We start from the raw sequence: 15,028 nt of genomic DNA, 5'->3' as shown, positions 1-15,028 counted from the left end.
GTGGGCGAGACAGCGCGACGGGCGCCCGCGCCGCTACCATCGGGGCATGACGAGCGCGGATCCCTTCGGTTTCATCGGACTCACCTACGACGACGTTCTGCTTCTCCCGGGGGAGACGGATGTGATCCCCTCGGAGGCGGACACCTCCAGTCGCCTCACGCGGGAGATCTCCCTGAAGATCCCCTTGGCGAGTGCGGCGATGGACACCGTCACCGAGTCCCGGATGGCGATCGCGATGGCCCGCCACGGCGGCATCGGCATCCTCCACCGCAACCTCTCCATCGAGGACCAGGCCCATCAGGTGGATCTGGTCAAGCGCACCCAGACCGGCCGCATCACCAACCCGGTCACCATCGGCCCCGACGCCACCCTCGAGGACTTCGACGCGGTGTGCGGGCAGTTCCGGGTCTCCGGCCTGCCCGTGGTGGATGCGGACCTGCGCCTGCTGGGCATCTGCACCAACCGCGACCTGCGCTTCATCCCCGTCGCCGAGTGGGCCGCCACCAAGGTCGGCGACGTCATGACCACCGAGCTCTTCACCGCGCCCGAGGACGTCACCCCGGAGCAGGCCACCGCCATGCTGCGCAAGAACAAGCGCGAGCGGCTGCCTCTGGTCGATGCCGACGGCCGTCTCACGGGCCTGATCACCGTGAAGGACTTCGTGAAGTCCGAGCAGTTCCCCGACGCTTCCAAGGACCGCCAGGGCCGGCTCCTGGTCGGCGCGGGCGTGGGCTTCTTCGGTGACTCCCTCGAGCGCGCCGGTGCGCTGCGCGAGGCCGGGGTGGACGTCCTCGTCGTCGACACCGCCAACGGACACGCCCGCCTGGCGCTGGAGATGATCCGCACCATCAAGAACGACCCGTACTTCGCCGACGTCCAGGTGATCGGCGGCAACGTCGCCACCCGCGCCGGGGCACAGGCTCTGGTCGACGCCGGTGCCGACGCGGTCAAGGTCGGCGTGGGCCCGGGCTCCATCTGCACCACCCGCGTCGTCGCCGGTGTCGGCGTCCCGCAGGTCACGGCGATCTATGAGGCCTCCAAGGCCTGCGGCCCCGCCGGCGTCCCGCTGATCGGCGACGGCGGCCTGCAGTACTCCGGAGACATCGCCAAGGCCCTGGTCGCCGGCGCGGACACCGTGATGGTCGGCTCGCTGCTGGCCGGCACCGAGGAGTCCCCGGGCGAAGTGGTGCTGGTGGGCGGCAAGCAGTACAAGGCCTACCGCGGCATGGGTTCGCTGGGCGCGATGTCCTCGCGCGGCAAGAAGTCCTTCTCCAAGGATCGCTACTTCCAGGCCGACGTCCCCAGCGACGACAAGATCGTGCCCGAGGGCATCGAGGGTCGGGTCTCCTACAAGGGCCAGCTCGGCTCCGTCGTGCACCAGCTCACCGGCGGCCTGCACCAGTCGATGTTCTACGTCGGCGCGAACACCGTGCCCGAGCTCAAGGAGCGCGGCCAGTTCGTGCGCATCACCGCCGCCGGGCTCAAGGAATCCCACCCGCACGACATGGCCGCGATCATCGAGGCGCCGAACTACAGCTCACGCTGAGCCGGGGCAGGGGGGTATCCCCCTGCGCGGCCGGAGGAGGTCACCGTGGCAGAGCGCGGGGGACGGTTCCTAGGATTGTGGGCATGACCTCGTACAACATCCCCGCATTCCCCGCTGTACCGTCCTCCGACGCTCCCGAGAAATCGGCCCGGGCGTCATCCTGGGCGCTCGGGCTCTCGCTCCTCGCCCTGATCGGAGGCATCGTTGCGATGGGTGCGGTCGGGGCCTCGGTGGCGCCCATGGAAGCGGCGTCCGGCTACTACTTCACCGACACGCCCCTCTGGTATCAGGTCGCGGTCCTCGTGGGCTTCGCCTCTCTGCTGATCTGGACCGTCGCGGGGCTCGCCGGGGTCGTGCTGGCCGTGCTCGGCCTCCGCGCCGGGAGCGGACGGGCGCGGGCGATCTCTGCGATCGTCCTCGCGGTCCTCGCACCGGTCCTCACCCTCGCCGTTCTGCTCGCGGCCATGGGAGCGGGGATCGTGCTGCTCTGAGCTGGTGAGCTGGTGAGCTGGTGAGCTGGTGAGCTGGTGAGCTGGTGTGCTGGTCTGTGCTGGCCTGCGCCGGCGTTCGGCGCCGACTCACTCCTGGGTGGTCGCCGCCTGGGCCGACGGATCGCTCGCGTGCTCATAGCCGATCAGCCACAGCACCCCGAAGCGGTCCCGGACCTGCCCGTCGGAGGCTCCCCAAGGACGGCGCTGGAGCGGATCGACGACCTCCCCGCCCTCGGCGAGGGCGGCGAACCAGGTGCGCAGGGTGGTCGGCTCGGCATGGCCGAGCAGCGCGACCATCAGCCCTTCGGCGTGGAACGGCCGGTCCTGCTCTCCGGTATCGGAGACATACAGGTCCACCGGCCCGCGCAGCACACCGTGGGCGATCGACGCAGCCGGACCGTCCGTGCGTTCGAACTGCGCGAAGGTGTGCACCTCGATCTCGCCGCCGAAGACCGCGTGGTAGAAGTCCAGTGCGCCCTGCGCGGTGCCGGGCAGGTGGAGGTACAGAGCCGGTGCGGGCATGAGGGTCCCCTCGGTCACGCGACCGGATCGGGTCCGGGATCGCTGTGGGGACGAGGGTAGACGCCTGGGCGCGCTGCGGTCCATCGTGCTGCGGGCCGTCGCCGAGCGGGCCCCGCCATCGCCGTGCCGTCCCGACCATCGCCTTGCGGTCTCCGCCGTCCTCGTGCGGCACTCACCGTCCCTCCCCAAGGTGAAGTCATCCACAGCCGTGGTTAACGGATGTCTGCGCCGATGCCTAGGCTGTGTGCATGAGCGCGAGCACCCTGACCTGGACGGACCGACCCCTGCTGGGTTTCGACACCGAGACCACCGGCACGAATGTGGCGACCGACAGGATCGTCACCGTCGCCCTGGTGCACTCCGTGGGTCCGGGCCGGGAGAACGAGACCGTCGCGACCTGGCTGATCGATCCTGAGATGGACATTCCCGAGCCCGCGCAGCGGGTGCACGGGATCAGCACCGAGCACGCTCGCGCCCATGGCATGAAGGCCGCGGAGGCGCTCGACGAGGTCGCCGAGATGATCGCCGACGCGCTGCGCCGGGACGTGCCGCTGGTCGCCTTCAACATCAGCTTCGACCTCGCGATCCTCGAGAACGAGCTGACCCGTCTGGGCCTGCCCACGCTCAGCCAGCGACTCGGGCATGACATCGCCCCGGTGCTCGATGCGCTCGTCCTGGATCGCGGCGTGGACCGCTACCGCAAGGGCAAGCGCACGCTCACCGACGTGCTCGCGCTCTACGGGCTCGAGCAGGACGGCCGCCTCCACACGGCCGACGTCGACGTCTCCGCCACCCTGGACGTGCTGCGGGCCCTCACGGGCAAGTACCCGAAGCTCGGCGCCTCCTCGCTCGAGGAGCTGCACCGGGAGCAGATGGGCTGGCACCGCCGCTGGGCGGAGGGCATGAACGAATGGCTGACCAAGAAGGGCAAGACCCCGGACGTCAACACCGTCTGGCCCCTCTGACAGCGGGACTCGACGGCCTCGACATCTTCAGCGCCGAAGCGTCATGGTCATGACTCCTCGGCGGATTCCGCCCAGCCGGCGGTGGTGCGCAGCCAGGCCACGCGGCCGACGAGAGCGACCGCGCCGCCGGCGAGCAGCAGCGGCCACCCGGGTTCGAGACCTGAGGGGCGGCCGTCCAGCAGGGACCACAGTCCGAGCAGTCCCATCAGCGCGATCGATGCTCCCACCCCGATCACCCACACCGCGTGCAGCGAGTGCGCATCCTCCAGCTGCCAGGGCACTTCGCGCAGCGTCCCACCCGCCGCTTCGCGGCGGCGTCGGACGGTGATGAAGCCCAGCAGCTGCAGCAGACGGGTCAGAGAGAAGCCGACCAGGGCGAGAGCGGCGGCCAGCACCGGGCCGTTCATCGGCCTCACCTGCCCCTCGGCAGGAGCCATCCGGATCAGCTCCACCAGCTGCTGGGAGAGAAGAGCGAGACCGAGCAGCGTGACCAGGCCCGGCAGCAGCAGCGACGGTCCCTTGTCGCGCCGGGCGGAGTCGTCGGCATCCGCCGCATCGGACCGGGCGAGCATTCCCTCGGCATCCAGCCGTGGGAAAGAGGGAGGGGATCCGGCATCCCCGTGCTCGGGATCGAGGCCGGGACGGTGCTCGGAGCTCATCCGGCCACGGTAGCCCGCGACCCGCCCGCGCGCCCTGAGGACAGCGGTGGTGCGTCCCGACGGTAGACTCCCCGATGTGATGAGCGAGATCGAGATCGGCCGCAACAAGCGGGGACGCCGCAGCTACAGCTTCGACGACGTGGCGGTGGTCCCGTCCCGTCGAACCCGTGACCCGGAGGACGTCTCCACGTCCTGGCAGGTGGATGCCTACCACTTCGACATCCCCATCTTCGCCGCCCCCATGGACTCCTTGATGTCCCCCGAGACCGCGATCGAGCTGGGCAGGCTCGGCGGTCTGGGCGTGCTCGACCTCGAGGGTCTGTGGACCCGCTACGAGGACCCCACCGCGCAGTTCGACCGCATCGCCACCGCCGCGGACGAGGACGTCGTCGCGGAGATGCGCTCGGTCTACTCCGAGCCCGTCAAGCCCGAGCTGATCCGGGACCGCATCCAGCAGCTGCGCGACGCGGGAGTGACCGCCGCCGGCGCGCTGTCGCCGCAGCGCACCCAGGAGCACTGGAAGACCGTCGTCGATGCGGGCGTGGACATCTTCTTCATCCGCGGCACCACCGTCTCTGCGGAGCACGTCTCCTCCGATCGTGAGCCGCTGAACCTCAAGCGCTTCATCTACGAGCTCGACGTCCCGGTGATCGTGGGCGGTTGCGCCACGTACACGGCAGCCCTGCATCTCATGCGCACGGGCGCGGCCGGAGTGCTGGTCGGGTTCGGCGGCGGCGCGTCCCAGACCACCCAGGAGACCCTCGGCATCACGGTGCCGCTCGCGAGCGCGGTGGCCGACGTCGCCGCAGCCCGCCGGGACTACATGGATGAGTCCGGTGGCCGGTATGTGCACGTGATCGCCGACGGCGGCCTGGGACGTTCCGGCGACCTGGTCAAGGCGATCGCCTGCGGCGCCGACGGGCTGATGGTCGGTGCCGCGCTCGCGCGCGCCGAGGAGGCTCCGGGACGCGGCCACCACTGGGGCAGCGAGGCGCATCACCCGACGCTCACCCGCGGGCACCGGGTCCCGGTGGGCACCGCAGCCCCGCTCGAACAGATCCTCTTCGGTCCCTCGACCGCCGCCGACGGCAGCACGAACCTCGTGGGCGCCCTGCGCCACGCCATGGCCACCACGGGCTACCTCGAGCTCAAAGAGTTCCAGCGGGTCGAGGTCGTGACCACCGCGTGAGTCAGGCGGCGGCAGCGATGCTGCGATGAGCGAGAGCACGGGCAGACGTCGCGATGCCGGGGCGCGCCGCGGTCTCCCTCCGTGGGCCGTCCTCCTCTGTGGTGCGCTCGCCACGGGCATCTGCCTGCTGCTCCTGTTCGGACCGTTCTACCCGTACACCGGAACGCCGGGGGAGGCGATCAGACACCGATTGCTGATGCTGCTGGACGGCAGAGGTCCGCGCATCCTCTCCGACCTGCTGTGGAACTGGTTCTTCCTCTCCACCACCGTCGTGCTCGGCATGATCCTCATGCTGCTGCCCTGGGGCGCGGCACGGGAGCGCCGGCGCGGCGGGACCGCAGGAGCGTCCGGTGAGCACCATCGCGATGCGGGGCCCCGCAGCGACGCGGGGGCAGCCCGCGTCAGCATCACCGAGCGGAGCACCTCCCTCACCTTCTCCGATGACGGCAGCATCCAGGATCCGGAGGATCCCGATGCCGTGATGATCGAGCGCAGCGTCTCGGACCTGCGCGCGATGGCTCGCGCGGCCAGGATCCCGTGGCGCACCGACTACGAGACCAGCGGAGGAGCGCGCGCGTTCCTCGAGGTGCTGCGTGCACTGGGCACCGGCCCGGTCGGCGTTCACCGCGCCGAGGACGCGAGGGTCGGAGCCTCCAGTCCGGATACCGCCGTTGAACCTGCTGACACGACTGTCGCGGCTTTCGTGGCTGCAGACACCTCTGACACTGCGGTCGCCTCCGCTGCCGGCACTGCGGAACGACCGTCGGCCGAGGAGTCTTCGAGCAGCCCCGGCTCCGTGTACACCCCCACCACGCTGTACCGCTCGTCGACGTGGGACGGAGACGCAGAAGAGGATCTCGATGAGGAGGGGCAGGGATGACGCTTCCCTCTGAGCAGGACCAGCAGCGGGGAGGCCCGCGCCGTCGCGGGCACCGGGCCCGCGATATCCCGGTGACGCTCCTGGCCGCGGTCGTGATTGCCCTGGTGATCTACTGGCCGATGTCGCCGTGGAGCCTGAGCTGGTCACAGCTGGAGTTCCTGCTGCCCTGGATGCTCGCCCCCTCCACCGGGGTGCTCCCACTGGCCCTGGTGCTGCTGATCCTCATCTGGGTTCCGGTCGTGCTGAGATCGCTGACCGGCGGTACCCGGCGGCCTTCCGCAACCCCTCCCGGTGACGACCCTGCGAAGACCTCCTCGCCCTCCGCGCGGGAGGAGCAGCGGGGTGTCGGGGACGATCAGCTCGAGATCCCGGCCATGAGCTTTCGGCAGATGGGGACCGAACATCGTTGGGAGCTGGCCGAGGCGCTCGACATCCCATGGCGTGACGAGCTGATCCATGACCACCAGAGCTGGGCGATCGCCTGCCTCGAGGCGGCGCAGCGAAGGGCCGAGCGACCGTTCAGCTGACTGCGGCGCGGGTGAGGTCAGAACCACTCGTGGCGCGAGGACCTTTCCGGGCCGCGGGACCGTCTTCGAGCGACGATGCCCCCGCCCAGCAGGGCCAGCGCGCTCACGAGCAGGATGCTGAATGCGAGCACCGTTCCCCGCATCCCCAGAGCCGCCACGGCGACGTCGGCGACTCCTGTGCAGCTCAGCGTGACCTGCTGATCTGCGGTGACGGAGACGGTGCCGATCTGGGTGTACTCGGTGTCGACGATCTTCGCCGGCAGGTCGATCTGCTCCGCCGTCCAGGTCACTCCGTCCCCACCGGTGACGGTGCAGGCGGCGGAGGAGGCTGCATCAAAGGACGGGACGTACACGTAATAGCGGAATGACGACGATGCCTGGATCGTGCCCGTCGTCGCGCCGAAGGATACGGGCGCGGCGGTCAGCGGGGCAACGCCGACGGCGACGAGGGCCGCGACGTAGCCGCTCATGATCCGTGGCCGCTCGCGATCAAGATACGTGAGGCGCGGGCCTCTGAGGGAGTGGCTGCGGCGATGGCGGCGCCTGGCACAATGGCGGTCTGCAGGGGTACCCGGGGAAGGGGCATGGCCATGGAGTTCCTGTTCATCATCGTGATCGGCGTGATCTTCGTGGTGCAGTTCGCCATGAAGCAGCGAGGCAAGGACGACTCGTCGGGATCGTCGCTGTGGGGAGGCGGGGATGACGCGAGGACGTCGTCGCGCCCCCGGATGCGTCCGCGCCCGCAGGCACCGCAGCCCAAGAGCCTCGACGAGGCGCTGCGACTGTCGCAGGACCGCCAGGCGCCGCCCACGATCCGGTACGCGGGCCTCGAGTACGACGATGACGACACGCTGGCGGCTCCCACGGATGGCTCTGCGTCAGCGCCCGACGACGTGCCGGTGATGACCGAGATGTCACGGACGGAGCCGAACGCCTCGCATGAGCCCGATAGCGCTCCGGACCGGGGAACGGACGCGGAGGTCGAGACCGGTCGCTCCGAAACCGGGCGCGCGGGGATCGAGCCGGACGGGGTCGGGCCTGCAGGGATCGAGCCTGCAGAGGCCGAGTCTTTCGCTGCCGAGTCTTTCGGTGTCGAGCCTTTCAGTGCCGAACCCCTCAGCGCCGAGCCCGTCGGGTCCGACGTCGCTGAGCCACGCCGCGCCGCGGAGCCGTTCACGCCGGCGTACTCCGCCTCCGTCTACACCCCGACCTCGGTCTACACCGGCTACACCCCGACCTCGCTGTACACCAGCGGGACGTCGATCCTGGGCGGCGCGAAGCAGGTAGACCCGCAGCGGGAGGAGCCGGAGACGGACCCGGACGAGGACGCGCAGGAGCCGGGGCCCGAGGAGGGCCAGCGCTCCTGACGCGGTTGTCGCGTGGAACCGCCGCGCGAACCCGGGGTTCAGCCCTGCAGGGCGCGCGCCACCTCTGCCGACTGACGTGCGATCGACAGCTCCTCGTCGGTCGGCACGATCATCACTGTGACCTTCGAGTTCGGTGTCGAGATCACGCGCATCTCCTTGCTGCGGGCAGCGTTCGCCTCGAGATCCAGCTCGATGCCGAAGCTCTCGAGCCCGGTGAGCAGCCGTTCGCGGACCATCGGCACGTTCTCGCCGATCCCGGCGGTGAAGGCGATGATATCGAGCCCGCCCAGCACGAAGGAGTACGAGCCGAGGTACTTGCGCAGGCGATGCACGTACACGTCCATCGCGAGGGTCGCGGCCTCGTCGCCCGCGTCGACCGCCGCCGTGATGTCACGGAAGTCGCTCATCCCGCACATGCCCATCATCCCGGAGCGCTTGTTGAGGATGTCGTCGATCTCCTCCGCGCTGAGCCCGGCCTGACGATGCAGGTGGATGTAGATCGACGGATCGATATCACCGGTGCGGGTCCCCATCACCAGGCCCTCGAGCGGGGTGAGCCCCATAGAGGTCTCCACCGCCGCGCCGCCCCGCACCGCGGAGGCCGAGGCGCCGTTGCCCAGGTGCAGCACGACCTGACGCAGCTCAGAGACGTCATGCCCCTGCGCGGCCAGATCGGAGGCGACGGTCTCGGCGACGTACTGGTGGCTGGTCCCGTGCGCGCCATAGCGCCGCACCCGGTACTGCGTGGCCAGCTCACGGTTCAGCGCGTAGTTCGCCGCCGCGGCGGGCAGCGCGGTGAAGAACGCGGTGTCGAAGACGGCCACGTGCGGCACCTCCGGCAGCAGGGCCTGGGCCCCGTCGATCCCGTCGACAGCCGCGTAGTTGTGCAAGGGTGCGAGCTTCCCGAGATCGTGGATGTCCCAGCGCACGTGCTCGTCGATCAGGACCGGCTCGGAGTAGCGGGCACCGCCCTGGACCACCCGGTGGCCGACGGCGCGGATCCGGTCATCGGAGAGCGACAGACCCACGTCCTCGAAGAGGTGCTGGACGATCTTCATCGCCTGCTTGTGGTCCGGCACGGGTCCCTCGAAGGTGGATTCCCGCTCGCCCGCGGTGATCGTCGCATTGCCCTGCTCCTGCCCGACCCGCTCGACGATGCCGGTCGCATCGACCGTGCCGTCGGCGGGGGACAGCAGCTGGAACTTCAGGGACGACGAGCCGGAATTGATGACGAGGACGCGTGGGTCCGTGGGTGCTGCCATGGCAGAGGAGCTCCTGATCGCTGGAGGGTGGGAGGTCAGTGCACGGGGGCGGCGGAGTCGGCCTGCGCCTGGATCGCGGTGATCACGACGGTGTTGATGATGTCGTCCACCAGTGCCCCGCGGGAGAGGTCGTTGACCGGCTTGTTCAGGCCCTGCAGGACCGGGCCGATCGCGATCGCCCCGGCGGAGCGCTGCACCGCCTTGTAGGTGTTGTTGCCGGTGTTGAGGTCGGGGAAAACGAACACCGTCGCCCGCCCCGCCACCGAGGAATCCGGGAGCTTGGTCTTGGCGACAGAGGCATCGACGGCCGCGTCGTACTGGATCGGTCCCTCGACATCGAGCTCCGGGTTGCTGTCGCGCACCAGGGTGGTGGCCTCGCGCACCTTGTCGACATCGGCGCCGGTGCCCGAGGTGCCGGTGGAGTAGGAGAGCATCGCGATCCGCGGCTCCACCCCGAACTGCTCGGCGGTCGCGGCGGACTGCACGGCGATATCCGCCAGCTGCTCCGCAGTGGGGTCGGGGTTCACAGCGCAGTCGCCGTAGACGAGCACACGGTCCTCGAGCGCCATCAGGAACACCGAGGAGACGATCTTCGCCCCGGGCTTGGTCTTGATGATCTCGAAGGAGGGCCGGATGGTGTGGGCCGTGGAATGGGCGGCGCCGGAGACCATCCCGTCGGCCTCACCCATCTGCACCATCATGGTGCCGAAGTAGGAGACGTCCTGGACCTTCTCGCGAGCCTGCTCCAGGGTGACGCCCTTCTTGGCGCGCAGTCGCGCGTACTCCGCGGCGTACCTCTCGACGTGCTCATGGTCGTGAGGGGAGACGATCCGGGCCTCGGAGATGTCATGGCCGAGCTGCGCGGACTTCGCGCGGATCGTGTTCTCATCGCCCAGCAGGATCAGGTCGGCGACGCCCCGGGCGAGCAGCGCCTCGGCGGCGGCGATGATCCTGGGCTCATCACCCTCGGGAAGCACGATCGTCTTCTTCTCCCCGCGGGCGCGGGCGAGCAGCTCGAACTCGAACATCATCGGGGTGACGACCTCGCTCCTGGTCACCTCGAGGGAGTTGAGCAGCTCGGGGATCGGCAGGTGTTCGGCGACCGCGCGACGTGCCGCATCCATCTTCTGCGGGCTGTGGACGTCGAGCCTGCCGCGCGACTTCGCGACCGCCACCGCAGTGTCGAAGGTGGACAGGTCGGTGGCGATGATCGGGAGGTCCTGCTGCACGCCGGAGATCAGCCGTCCCACCTCCTCGGGGACGTCATAGCCACCGGTCAGCACGATCGAGGAGAGGGCCGGGAAGGTGCCGGACTGCTGCGCCATCACTAGGCCCGGGAGAAGGTCGTAGCGGTCGCCGGGAGCGATCACGGTGCAGTTCTCGGTGAGGCGGGAGAGCACGTTCGGAAGGCTCATCGCTGCGATCACGGTGCCGATCGCGACGCGGTCCAGCCACTCCGGATTGCCCTGCAGGAGGGTGCCGTTGATGGCATCCTTCAGCTCCTGCACCGTGACGGCCATGATCACCGGGTTCTCCGGGATCGCTGCGACCAGGGCGTCTGGGACCTTCGCCGTGACCGCCTGATGGATCGCATCCAGGGAATCGACCTCCGCGCGGTTGACGACCACGGCGATCGGCAGCGCGTGATGGCCGCCGAACTCGCTGACGGACACCGCCGCCAGCGCCGCGATCTGGTCAGGGCTGCGGTCCAGCCCGGACAGCACGACCACCACGGGCGCGCCCATATTGGCGGCGACCTCGGCGTTGAAGGCGAGCTCGGTGGGATTGGCGAGGTCGTCATAGTCGGAGCCGAGGACCACCAGCACCGAGAAGCGCTCGGCGAGCTCGCGGTGGCGGGCGAGGATCCGCTCATGCGCGAGATCGGGATCGGAGATCACCAGTTGGTGATCCACCCCGATCGCATCCTCATAGCTCTGCTCGACGGCGGGATGGCTGGTGAGGAGGTCGACGGCGTAGTCGCGCGTGCGGTCGGCCTTGACGACGGGACGGAACACCCCGACGCGGTCGGAACGGGAGGCGAGGGCTTCTAGAAGACCGAAAGCCACCATCGACTTGCCGGTCATCCCCTCCGGGCTGGCGATATAGACACTCTGGGACACGCTCCCCAGCATAGGCGCGGCACCTCCGCAGAGTGCGGGACTGGTGGTACCTGTTCCGGGCCCGGGCACGGGGTAAGGGCACGGACCTGGAAGTCCGCAGACGGGTGGGGCGCGAAGTCCGCAGACGGGCGGGGGAGGGCGCCCTGCACGACGCGGTGTGAGAGGCGTCGCTGCCCAGGGTCCGTCCGGGCGGCGGCTCGTACCATGGACCTCATGCTCCGTGTCGCCCTCCGCCCCCGCTTCCTGGGGCTGCTCGCCCTGATGGTGGTGGCGACCGTGGTGTGCGGTCTGCTGGCGACCTGGCAATGGGACCGCGCGCATCAGGCGATCACCGATAAGGCCGCCGGCTCCGAGCAGCTCGGTGACATCCGCGGCGTGGTCGGGGTGGGCGAAGCAGTCACCAACTCGATCGTGGGAGACACCGTCACCGCTGTCGGCACCTATGCGCCGGGGGAGCAGGTGATCGTCCCGGGCCGGAACATCGGCGGTACCGAGGCGGTGCTCGTGGTCACCTCGCTGCTCATCGAGCTCGAGGACGGCAGCCAGGGGCGGCTCCCGGTGCTGCGCGGCTGGATCCCCGCCGCGGAGCTCACCGCTGAGGATGGCCAGATCGATCCGTCGCTCGCTCCCGCAGCCCCGCAGGGCGAGGTCGAGATCTCTGGCCGGCTCGAAGCCAGCGAAGCCGCCTCCGGTGGAGTGGTCGACGGAGTGGCCAGTGAGATCGCGACCCCGCTGCTGGTCAACGAATGGGGCTCGCCGATGTTCGCCGGCTACGTCTCGCTCGATGAACCTGCGGGAGGACTGCGCCCCGTCCCTGCCGCAGAGTCCGAGTTCTCCCGCGGCCTGGACTGGCAGAACCTGGGCTACTCACTCCAGTGGGTCATGTTCGGTGTCTTCTTCCTCTACCTGTGGTGGCGCTCGGTGAGAGCCGCCCATCTCGACGAGATCGCAGATCGCCGTGAGGCCATGGAGCAGATCCTCGCCGAGAACGCCTCGATCGAGCGCTCGACCCCCGAGCTCTCCTCCGCTTCGGCCGTCGGCTCGACGACCACCCCGACCCCCACCCCGGCCCCCATCCCGACCCCCACCCCGACCCCTGACAAGGACGTGTGACCCGTGCCCGCTCCCCGCCCCCTCGACGAAGTCGCCGCCAGGACCTCCTTCGCCCGCTTCCGCGTGGCCTCCATCGTGGAGGGCATCGCCCTGCTGGTGCTGGTCGCGATCATGTCGATGCGCTACGGGGTCTACGGCGGCGACGGCCTCTTCACCTCGGTCTCTCCGTTCTGGGACCAGGTCTCCTCCGTGTGGTCCCCGATCCATGGCCTGATCTACATGATCTACGTGGTCCTCGGCTTCGACCTGTGGATGAAGATGCGCTGGGGCATGCCGCGGATGCTGCTGCTGATGTTCTTCGGCATCATCCCGGTGCTGTCCTTCTTCGGTGAGCGCTGGACCCACCAGAAGGTCGAGTCCGACCTCGCGCGCCGCCCCACCCTGTCCGACCTCGAGCGGCCCTGACCTGCCGCGCGGCCGGTTAAGCGGCCAGTCAGCTCGACTGGACGAATTCGATCCGGTCGAAGTCCTCGGTCCAGTCGTACAGGTAGGGTCCGCAGTCCAGAGTGACTGTCTGCCCGGGGGCGATCTCCCCGTCGGAGGAGCACAGCACCTCGTACACCACGGTGTCTCCGCGGTAGAAGAAGATGTCCACCAGGACCTCACGGTCCCCGGGCATCAGCAGCCCCGGGCCATGCTGGTTGGTGACCTCGAGATCCACGATGGTGGGCTTTCCCTGGTCGGGATCCTCGGCGAGGGACCAGCCCTCGTGGTACTTCATCTTGTTGACGGTGAGGCCTTCACCCACCTCGAGCGCGCTCGGGTTGGTGTGGGTGCCGACCGCGTTCTGGCGGTCGGAGAAGATGAGGTCCTGCCAGAACCACACGAAACCCAGCACGATCACCAGCGCGTACACCGCGGCGGTGATCCGCACCGGCCAGCGCAGTGCGGTCCGCGCCTGCGCGCGCGGCATCCGCGGCATCTCAGAGACTCTCATACAGCGGCGCTCCTTCGATCATGAGACCCAGCCAGGTCAGGACGCCCCTGAGCAGCGGTGACAGGACGATCAAGCTGATCACAAGGGCGTGATCCAGCGACAGCGCCGTCAGCGGCAGCCGTCGGCCCACCACGTCGCGATGCAGACTGAACCACAGCACTAGGCACAGCACCCAGCCGATCATGTAGACGGTGTCGATGAGGAGGCCCAGCAGGGCGCTGGCATCGTCGCTGAGCACGCCCACGAGGGCGGGCAGCAGCGTCAGGACCGCGAGGCCGAGCGCCGCCGCAGAGACGGCAGGGGAGGCCTCTTCGGGCGCCCAGCCGGTCTCGCCGCTGGAGCCGCCCCGCAGACGGATCAGCGCGATGATCGCGATCACCGGCACCACGAGGATCGGCAGGAGGAGATCCAGCTTCTTCATGCCGAGCATCCCGAGGCTGTAGATCATGGAGGTCAGCGAGTCCTCGTCGGCGGCGGCGGCCTCGAGGGTCGATCCCATGAAGCTCAGCAGCCCGCCCATGCCGAGCGTGGCGGCAGAGGCGAGCAGGATCGCTCCCCACGTGTCTCGCCCGGCGAGGTAGTTCACCAGCAGCAGCGTCCCGGCGGCCAGCGCCAGCAACGAGGTGAGCAGGATCGGGGTGCGCACCAGCGCGGAGGCGGCGAGGCCGTTCGCCCACATCGCGATCGCAGCGGCGGCGAACGGTGTCGTCCCGGCGGCGAGGAGGCGGCGCCAGGACGCCGGCGAGCTGCGCAGCAGGAGCACCACCGCAGTGGCGACCGGCACGATCCACAGCCCGCCGAAACCGATCGCGTTCATCAGCAGGAGCACGACGACGCCCGCCACGGTGCCGAGCGCCCGCAGCGCCAGGGAGCGCGGCAGTGTGGCGGCGAGGGCCCCGGCCTGGCTGATCACGAGGAGCACGGACACGGCCAGCAGCTGCAGCAGCGAGCTCAGGTGCGTGATTCCCTCGACCGTCATCGACAGTGCCACGGCGAGGACGGTGAGGGTGAGCGCTGCGCCGGCCGCGAGGCTCAGCCGATGATGCCGTGAGAGCTCATCGCCCCAGCGGGAGACCGTCGTGCCCCCGGCACGCGGCCTCGGCGGCGGCGCGGCCGCAGCGAAGAGAGGGAGGGATGTCATGCCCTCACTTTAGAAGGCCGACCAGCGGCTATGGTCCGATTGCGGTGCTCTTCGAGCCTTCGGCGGGGCGCGGCCCCGTTCTTAGGCTCTGAGGAGTGCATACGACTCGGCGTAAAGGGGAGAGGACGAGTCCAGAGCCTATTCACCCTGTCAAATCTGCTGAATTCGTCGGCGGGTCCGGCCGTACCACGGCGTGTCGCAGGGCGTCCGACGCCCCACCGGGGTCGCGGGGTCCGGCAGTGGCCGACGGGGGACTGAGGACTGGGCGTGATCCGAGGACTGGGCGTGAGCTGTGAAGCGGGCGTGAGC

The 15,028-nt window shown here is 69.4% G+C and carries 16 protein-coding genes; 9 read left to right on the top strand and 7 right to left on the bottom strand.

All coding sequences use genetic code 11. The features are described 5' to 3' along the window. Positions 1-46 precede the first annotated feature (46 nt). Positions 47-1,546, top strand: coding sequence for an IMP dehydrogenase (guaB, locus tag ACT3SQ_RS01995; RefSeq protein ID WP_444600774.1), 1,500 nt, complete (start codon positions 47-49; stop codon positions 1,544-1,546). A gap of 83 nt (positions 1,547-1,629) precedes the next feature. Beyond that, entirely contained in the window at positions 1,630-2,037 is a 408-nt protein-coding gene (locus ACT3SQ_RS01990) for a hypothetical protein (protein WP_444591929.1), read from the top strand. Positions 2,038-2,124: 87 nt separating this feature from the next. Here the strand turns inward: ACT3SQ_RS01990 and ACT3SQ_RS01985 are convergent, their stop codons facing one another. Continuing rightward, positions 2,125-2,559 (bottom strand): VOC family protein, encoded by a 435-nt coding sequence (locus ACT3SQ_RS01985; protein WP_441443360.1) that lies wholly within the window; start codon positions 2,557-2,559, stop codon positions 2,125-2,127. A gap of 248 nt (positions 2,560-2,807) precedes the next feature. On the opposite strand from ACT3SQ_RS01985, the gene ACT3SQ_RS01980 reads away from it, so the two are divergent. Continuing rightward, positions 2,808-3,524 carry an exonuclease domain-containing protein gene (locus ACT3SQ_RS01980; protein ID WP_441443359.1) on the top strand — a complete coding sequence of 239 codons (717 nt, stop codon included), beginning with the start codon at positions 2,808-2,810 and terminating at the stop codon, positions 3,522-3,524. Positions 3,525-3,571: 47 nt separating this feature from the next. On the opposite strand, the gene ACT3SQ_RS01975 is transcribed toward ACT3SQ_RS01980, so the two are convergent. Further along, positions 3,572-4,183, bottom strand: coding sequence for a hypothetical protein (locus ACT3SQ_RS01975; RefSeq protein WP_441443358.1), 612 nt, complete (start codon positions 4,181-4,183; stop codon positions 3,572-3,574). A gap of 79 nt (positions 4,184-4,262) precedes the next feature. Between ACT3SQ_RS01975 and ACT3SQ_RS01970 the strand changes: the two genes are divergently transcribed. Genes ACT3SQ_RS01970 through ACT3SQ_RS01960 form a run of 3 tightly spaced genes read left to right on the top strand, consistent with a single transcriptional unit; the run spans position 4,263 to position 6,779 of the window. Continuing rightward, positions 4,263-5,372 (top strand): GuaB3 family IMP dehydrogenase-related protein, encoded by a 1,110-nt coding sequence (locus ACT3SQ_RS01970; protein WP_441443357.1) that lies wholly within the window; start codon positions 4,263-4,265, stop codon positions 5,370-5,372. 25 nt (positions 5,373-5,397) lie between these two features. Next, entirely contained in the window at positions 5,398-6,252 is an 855-nt protein-coding gene (locus ACT3SQ_RS01965) for a hypothetical protein (protein ID WP_441443356.1), read from the top strand. Then, positions 6,249-6,779 (top strand): hypothetical protein, encoded by a 531-nt coding sequence (locus ACT3SQ_RS01960; protein WP_441443355.1) that lies wholly within the window; start codon positions 6,249-6,251, stop codon positions 6,777-6,779. Before ACT3SQ_RS01965 ends, ACT3SQ_RS01960 begins: the two co-directional genes overlap by 4 nt. 17 nt (positions 6,780-6,796) lie before the next feature. Here ACT3SQ_RS01960 and ACT3SQ_RS01955 read toward each other — a convergent pair whose 3' ends face one another. After that, the gene (locus tag ACT3SQ_RS01955; protein WP_441443354.1) at positions 6,797-7,249 is read right to left on the bottom strand and encodes a hypothetical protein; all 453 of its coding nucleotides are present in this window, start codon (positions 7,247-7,249) and stop codon (positions 6,797-6,799) included. A gap of 114 nt (positions 7,250-7,363) precedes the next feature. Between ACT3SQ_RS01955 and ACT3SQ_RS01950 the strand changes: the two genes are divergently transcribed. Further along, a complete protein-coding gene (locus tag ACT3SQ_RS01950) occupies positions 7,364-8,146 on the top strand; it encodes a hypothetical protein (RefSeq protein ID WP_441443353.1) in 783 nt (260 codons plus the stop codon). Between the two features lie 38 nt (positions 8,147-8,184). Here the strand turns inward: ACT3SQ_RS01950 and ACT3SQ_RS01945 are convergent, their stop codons facing one another. Further along, a complete protein-coding gene (locus ACT3SQ_RS01945) occupies positions 8,185-9,408 on the bottom strand; it encodes an acetate/propionate family kinase (RefSeq protein WP_441443352.1) in 1,224 nt (407 codons plus the stop codon). A gap of 35 nt (positions 9,409-9,443) precedes the next feature. Then, positions 9,444-11,540 (bottom strand): phosphate acetyltransferase, encoded by a 2,097-nt coding sequence (gene pta / locus ACT3SQ_RS01940; protein WP_441443351.1) that lies wholly within the window; start codon positions 11,538-11,540, stop codon positions 9,444-9,446. Positions 11,541-11,741: 201 nt separating this feature from the next. Here pta and ACT3SQ_RS01935 point away from each other — a divergent pair, with 201 nt between their 5' ends. After that, positions 11,742-12,641 carry an SURF1 family protein gene (locus ACT3SQ_RS01935; protein ID WP_441443350.1) on the top strand — a complete coding sequence of 300 codons (900 nt, stop codon included), beginning with the start codon at positions 11,742-11,744 and terminating at the stop codon, positions 12,639-12,641. 3 nt (positions 12,642-12,644) lie between these two features. Beyond that, a complete protein-coding gene (locus ACT3SQ_RS01930; protein WP_441443349.1) occupies positions 12,645-13,046 on the top strand; it encodes a DUF3817 domain-containing protein in 402 nt (133 codons plus the stop codon). Positions 13,047-13,074: 28 nt separating this feature from the next. Here ACT3SQ_RS01930 and ACT3SQ_RS01925 read toward each other — a convergent pair whose 3' ends face one another. After that, positions 13,075-13,578 carry a hypothetical protein gene (locus ACT3SQ_RS01925; protein ID WP_441443348.1) on the bottom strand — a complete coding sequence of 168 codons (504 nt, stop codon included), beginning with the start codon at positions 13,576-13,578 and terminating at the stop codon, positions 13,075-13,077. After that, entirely contained in the window at positions 13,565-14,719 is a 1,155-nt protein-coding gene (locus ACT3SQ_RS01920; protein WP_441443347.1) for a hypothetical protein, read from the bottom strand. The genes ACT3SQ_RS01925 and ACT3SQ_RS01920 overlap by 14 nt, the downstream gene beginning before the upstream one ends. Positions 14,720-15,028 lie beyond the last annotated feature (309 nt).

Origin of the sequence: Brachybacterium sp. AOP42-C2-15, assembly GCF_052377065.1 — a bacterium.
GTDB lineage: Bacteria > Actinomycetota > Actinomycetes > Actinomycetales > Dermabacteraceae > Brachybacterium.
The sequence above is the reverse complement of the archived record's forward strand: the minus strand, read 5'-3'. Positions and strand labels throughout refer to the sequence as shown.

Excerpts from the sequence above, each read along its gene's own strand:
- ACT3SQ_RS01960 (WP_441443355.1), top strand. The coding sequence starts at position 6,249 with ATGACGCTTCCCTCTGAGCAGGACCAGCAGCGGGGAGGCCCGCGCCGT.
- ACT3SQ_RS01925 (WP_441443348.1), bottom strand. The coding sequence starts at position 13,578 with ATGAGAGTCTCTGAGATGCCGCGGATGCCGCGCGCGCAGGCGCGGACC.
- pta (WP_441443351.1), bottom strand. The coding sequence starts at position 11,540 with ATGCTGGGGAGCGTGTCCCAGAGTGTCTATATCGCCAGCCCGGAGGGG.
- ACT3SQ_RS01985 (WP_441443360.1), bottom strand. The coding sequence starts at position 2,559 with ATGCCCGCACCGGCTCTGTACCTCCACCTGCCCGGCACCGCGCAGGGC.
- ACT3SQ_RS01965 (WP_441443356.1), top strand. The coding sequence starts at position 5,398 with ATGAGCGAGAGCACGGGCAGACGTCGCGATGCCGGGGCGCGCCGCGGT.
- ACT3SQ_RS01975 (WP_441443358.1), bottom strand. The coding sequence starts at position 4,183 with ATGAGCTCCGAGCACCGTCCCGGCCTCGATCCCGAGCACGGGGATGCC.
- ACT3SQ_RS01920 (WP_441443347.1), bottom strand. The coding sequence starts at position 14,719 with ATGACATCCCTCCCTCTCTTCGCTGCGGCCGCGCCGCCGCCGAGGCCG.
- ACT3SQ_RS01935 (WP_441443350.1), top strand. The coding sequence starts at position 11,742 with ATGCTCCGTGTCGCCCTCCGCCCCCGCTTCCTGGGGCTGCTCGCCCTG.
- guaB (WP_444600774.1), top strand. The coding sequence starts at position 47 with ATGACGAGCGCGGATCCCTTCGGTTTCATCGGACTCACCTACGACGAC.
- ACT3SQ_RS01980 (WP_441443359.1), top strand. The coding sequence starts at position 2,808 with ATGAGCGCGAGCACCCTGACCTGGACGGACCGACCCCTGCTGGGTTTC.
- ACT3SQ_RS01955 (WP_441443354.1), bottom strand. The coding sequence starts at position 7,249 with ATGAGCGGCTACGTCGCGGCCCTCGTCGCCGTCGGCGTTGCCCCGCTG.
- ACT3SQ_RS01945 (WP_441443352.1), bottom strand. The coding sequence starts at position 9,408 with ATGGCAGCACCCACGGACCCACGCGTCCTCGTCATCAATTCCGGCTCG.
- ACT3SQ_RS01970 (WP_441443357.1), top strand. The coding sequence starts at position 4,263 with ATGAGCGAGATCGAGATCGGCCGCAACAAGCGGGGACGCCGCAGCTAC.
- ACT3SQ_RS01950 (WP_441443353.1), top strand. The coding sequence starts at position 7,364 with ATGGCCATGGAGTTCCTGTTCATCATCGTGATCGGCGTGATCTTCGTG.
- ACT3SQ_RS01990 (WP_444591929.1), top strand. The coding sequence starts at position 1,630 with ATGACCTCGTACAACATCCCCGCATTCCCCGCTGTACCGTCCTCCGAC.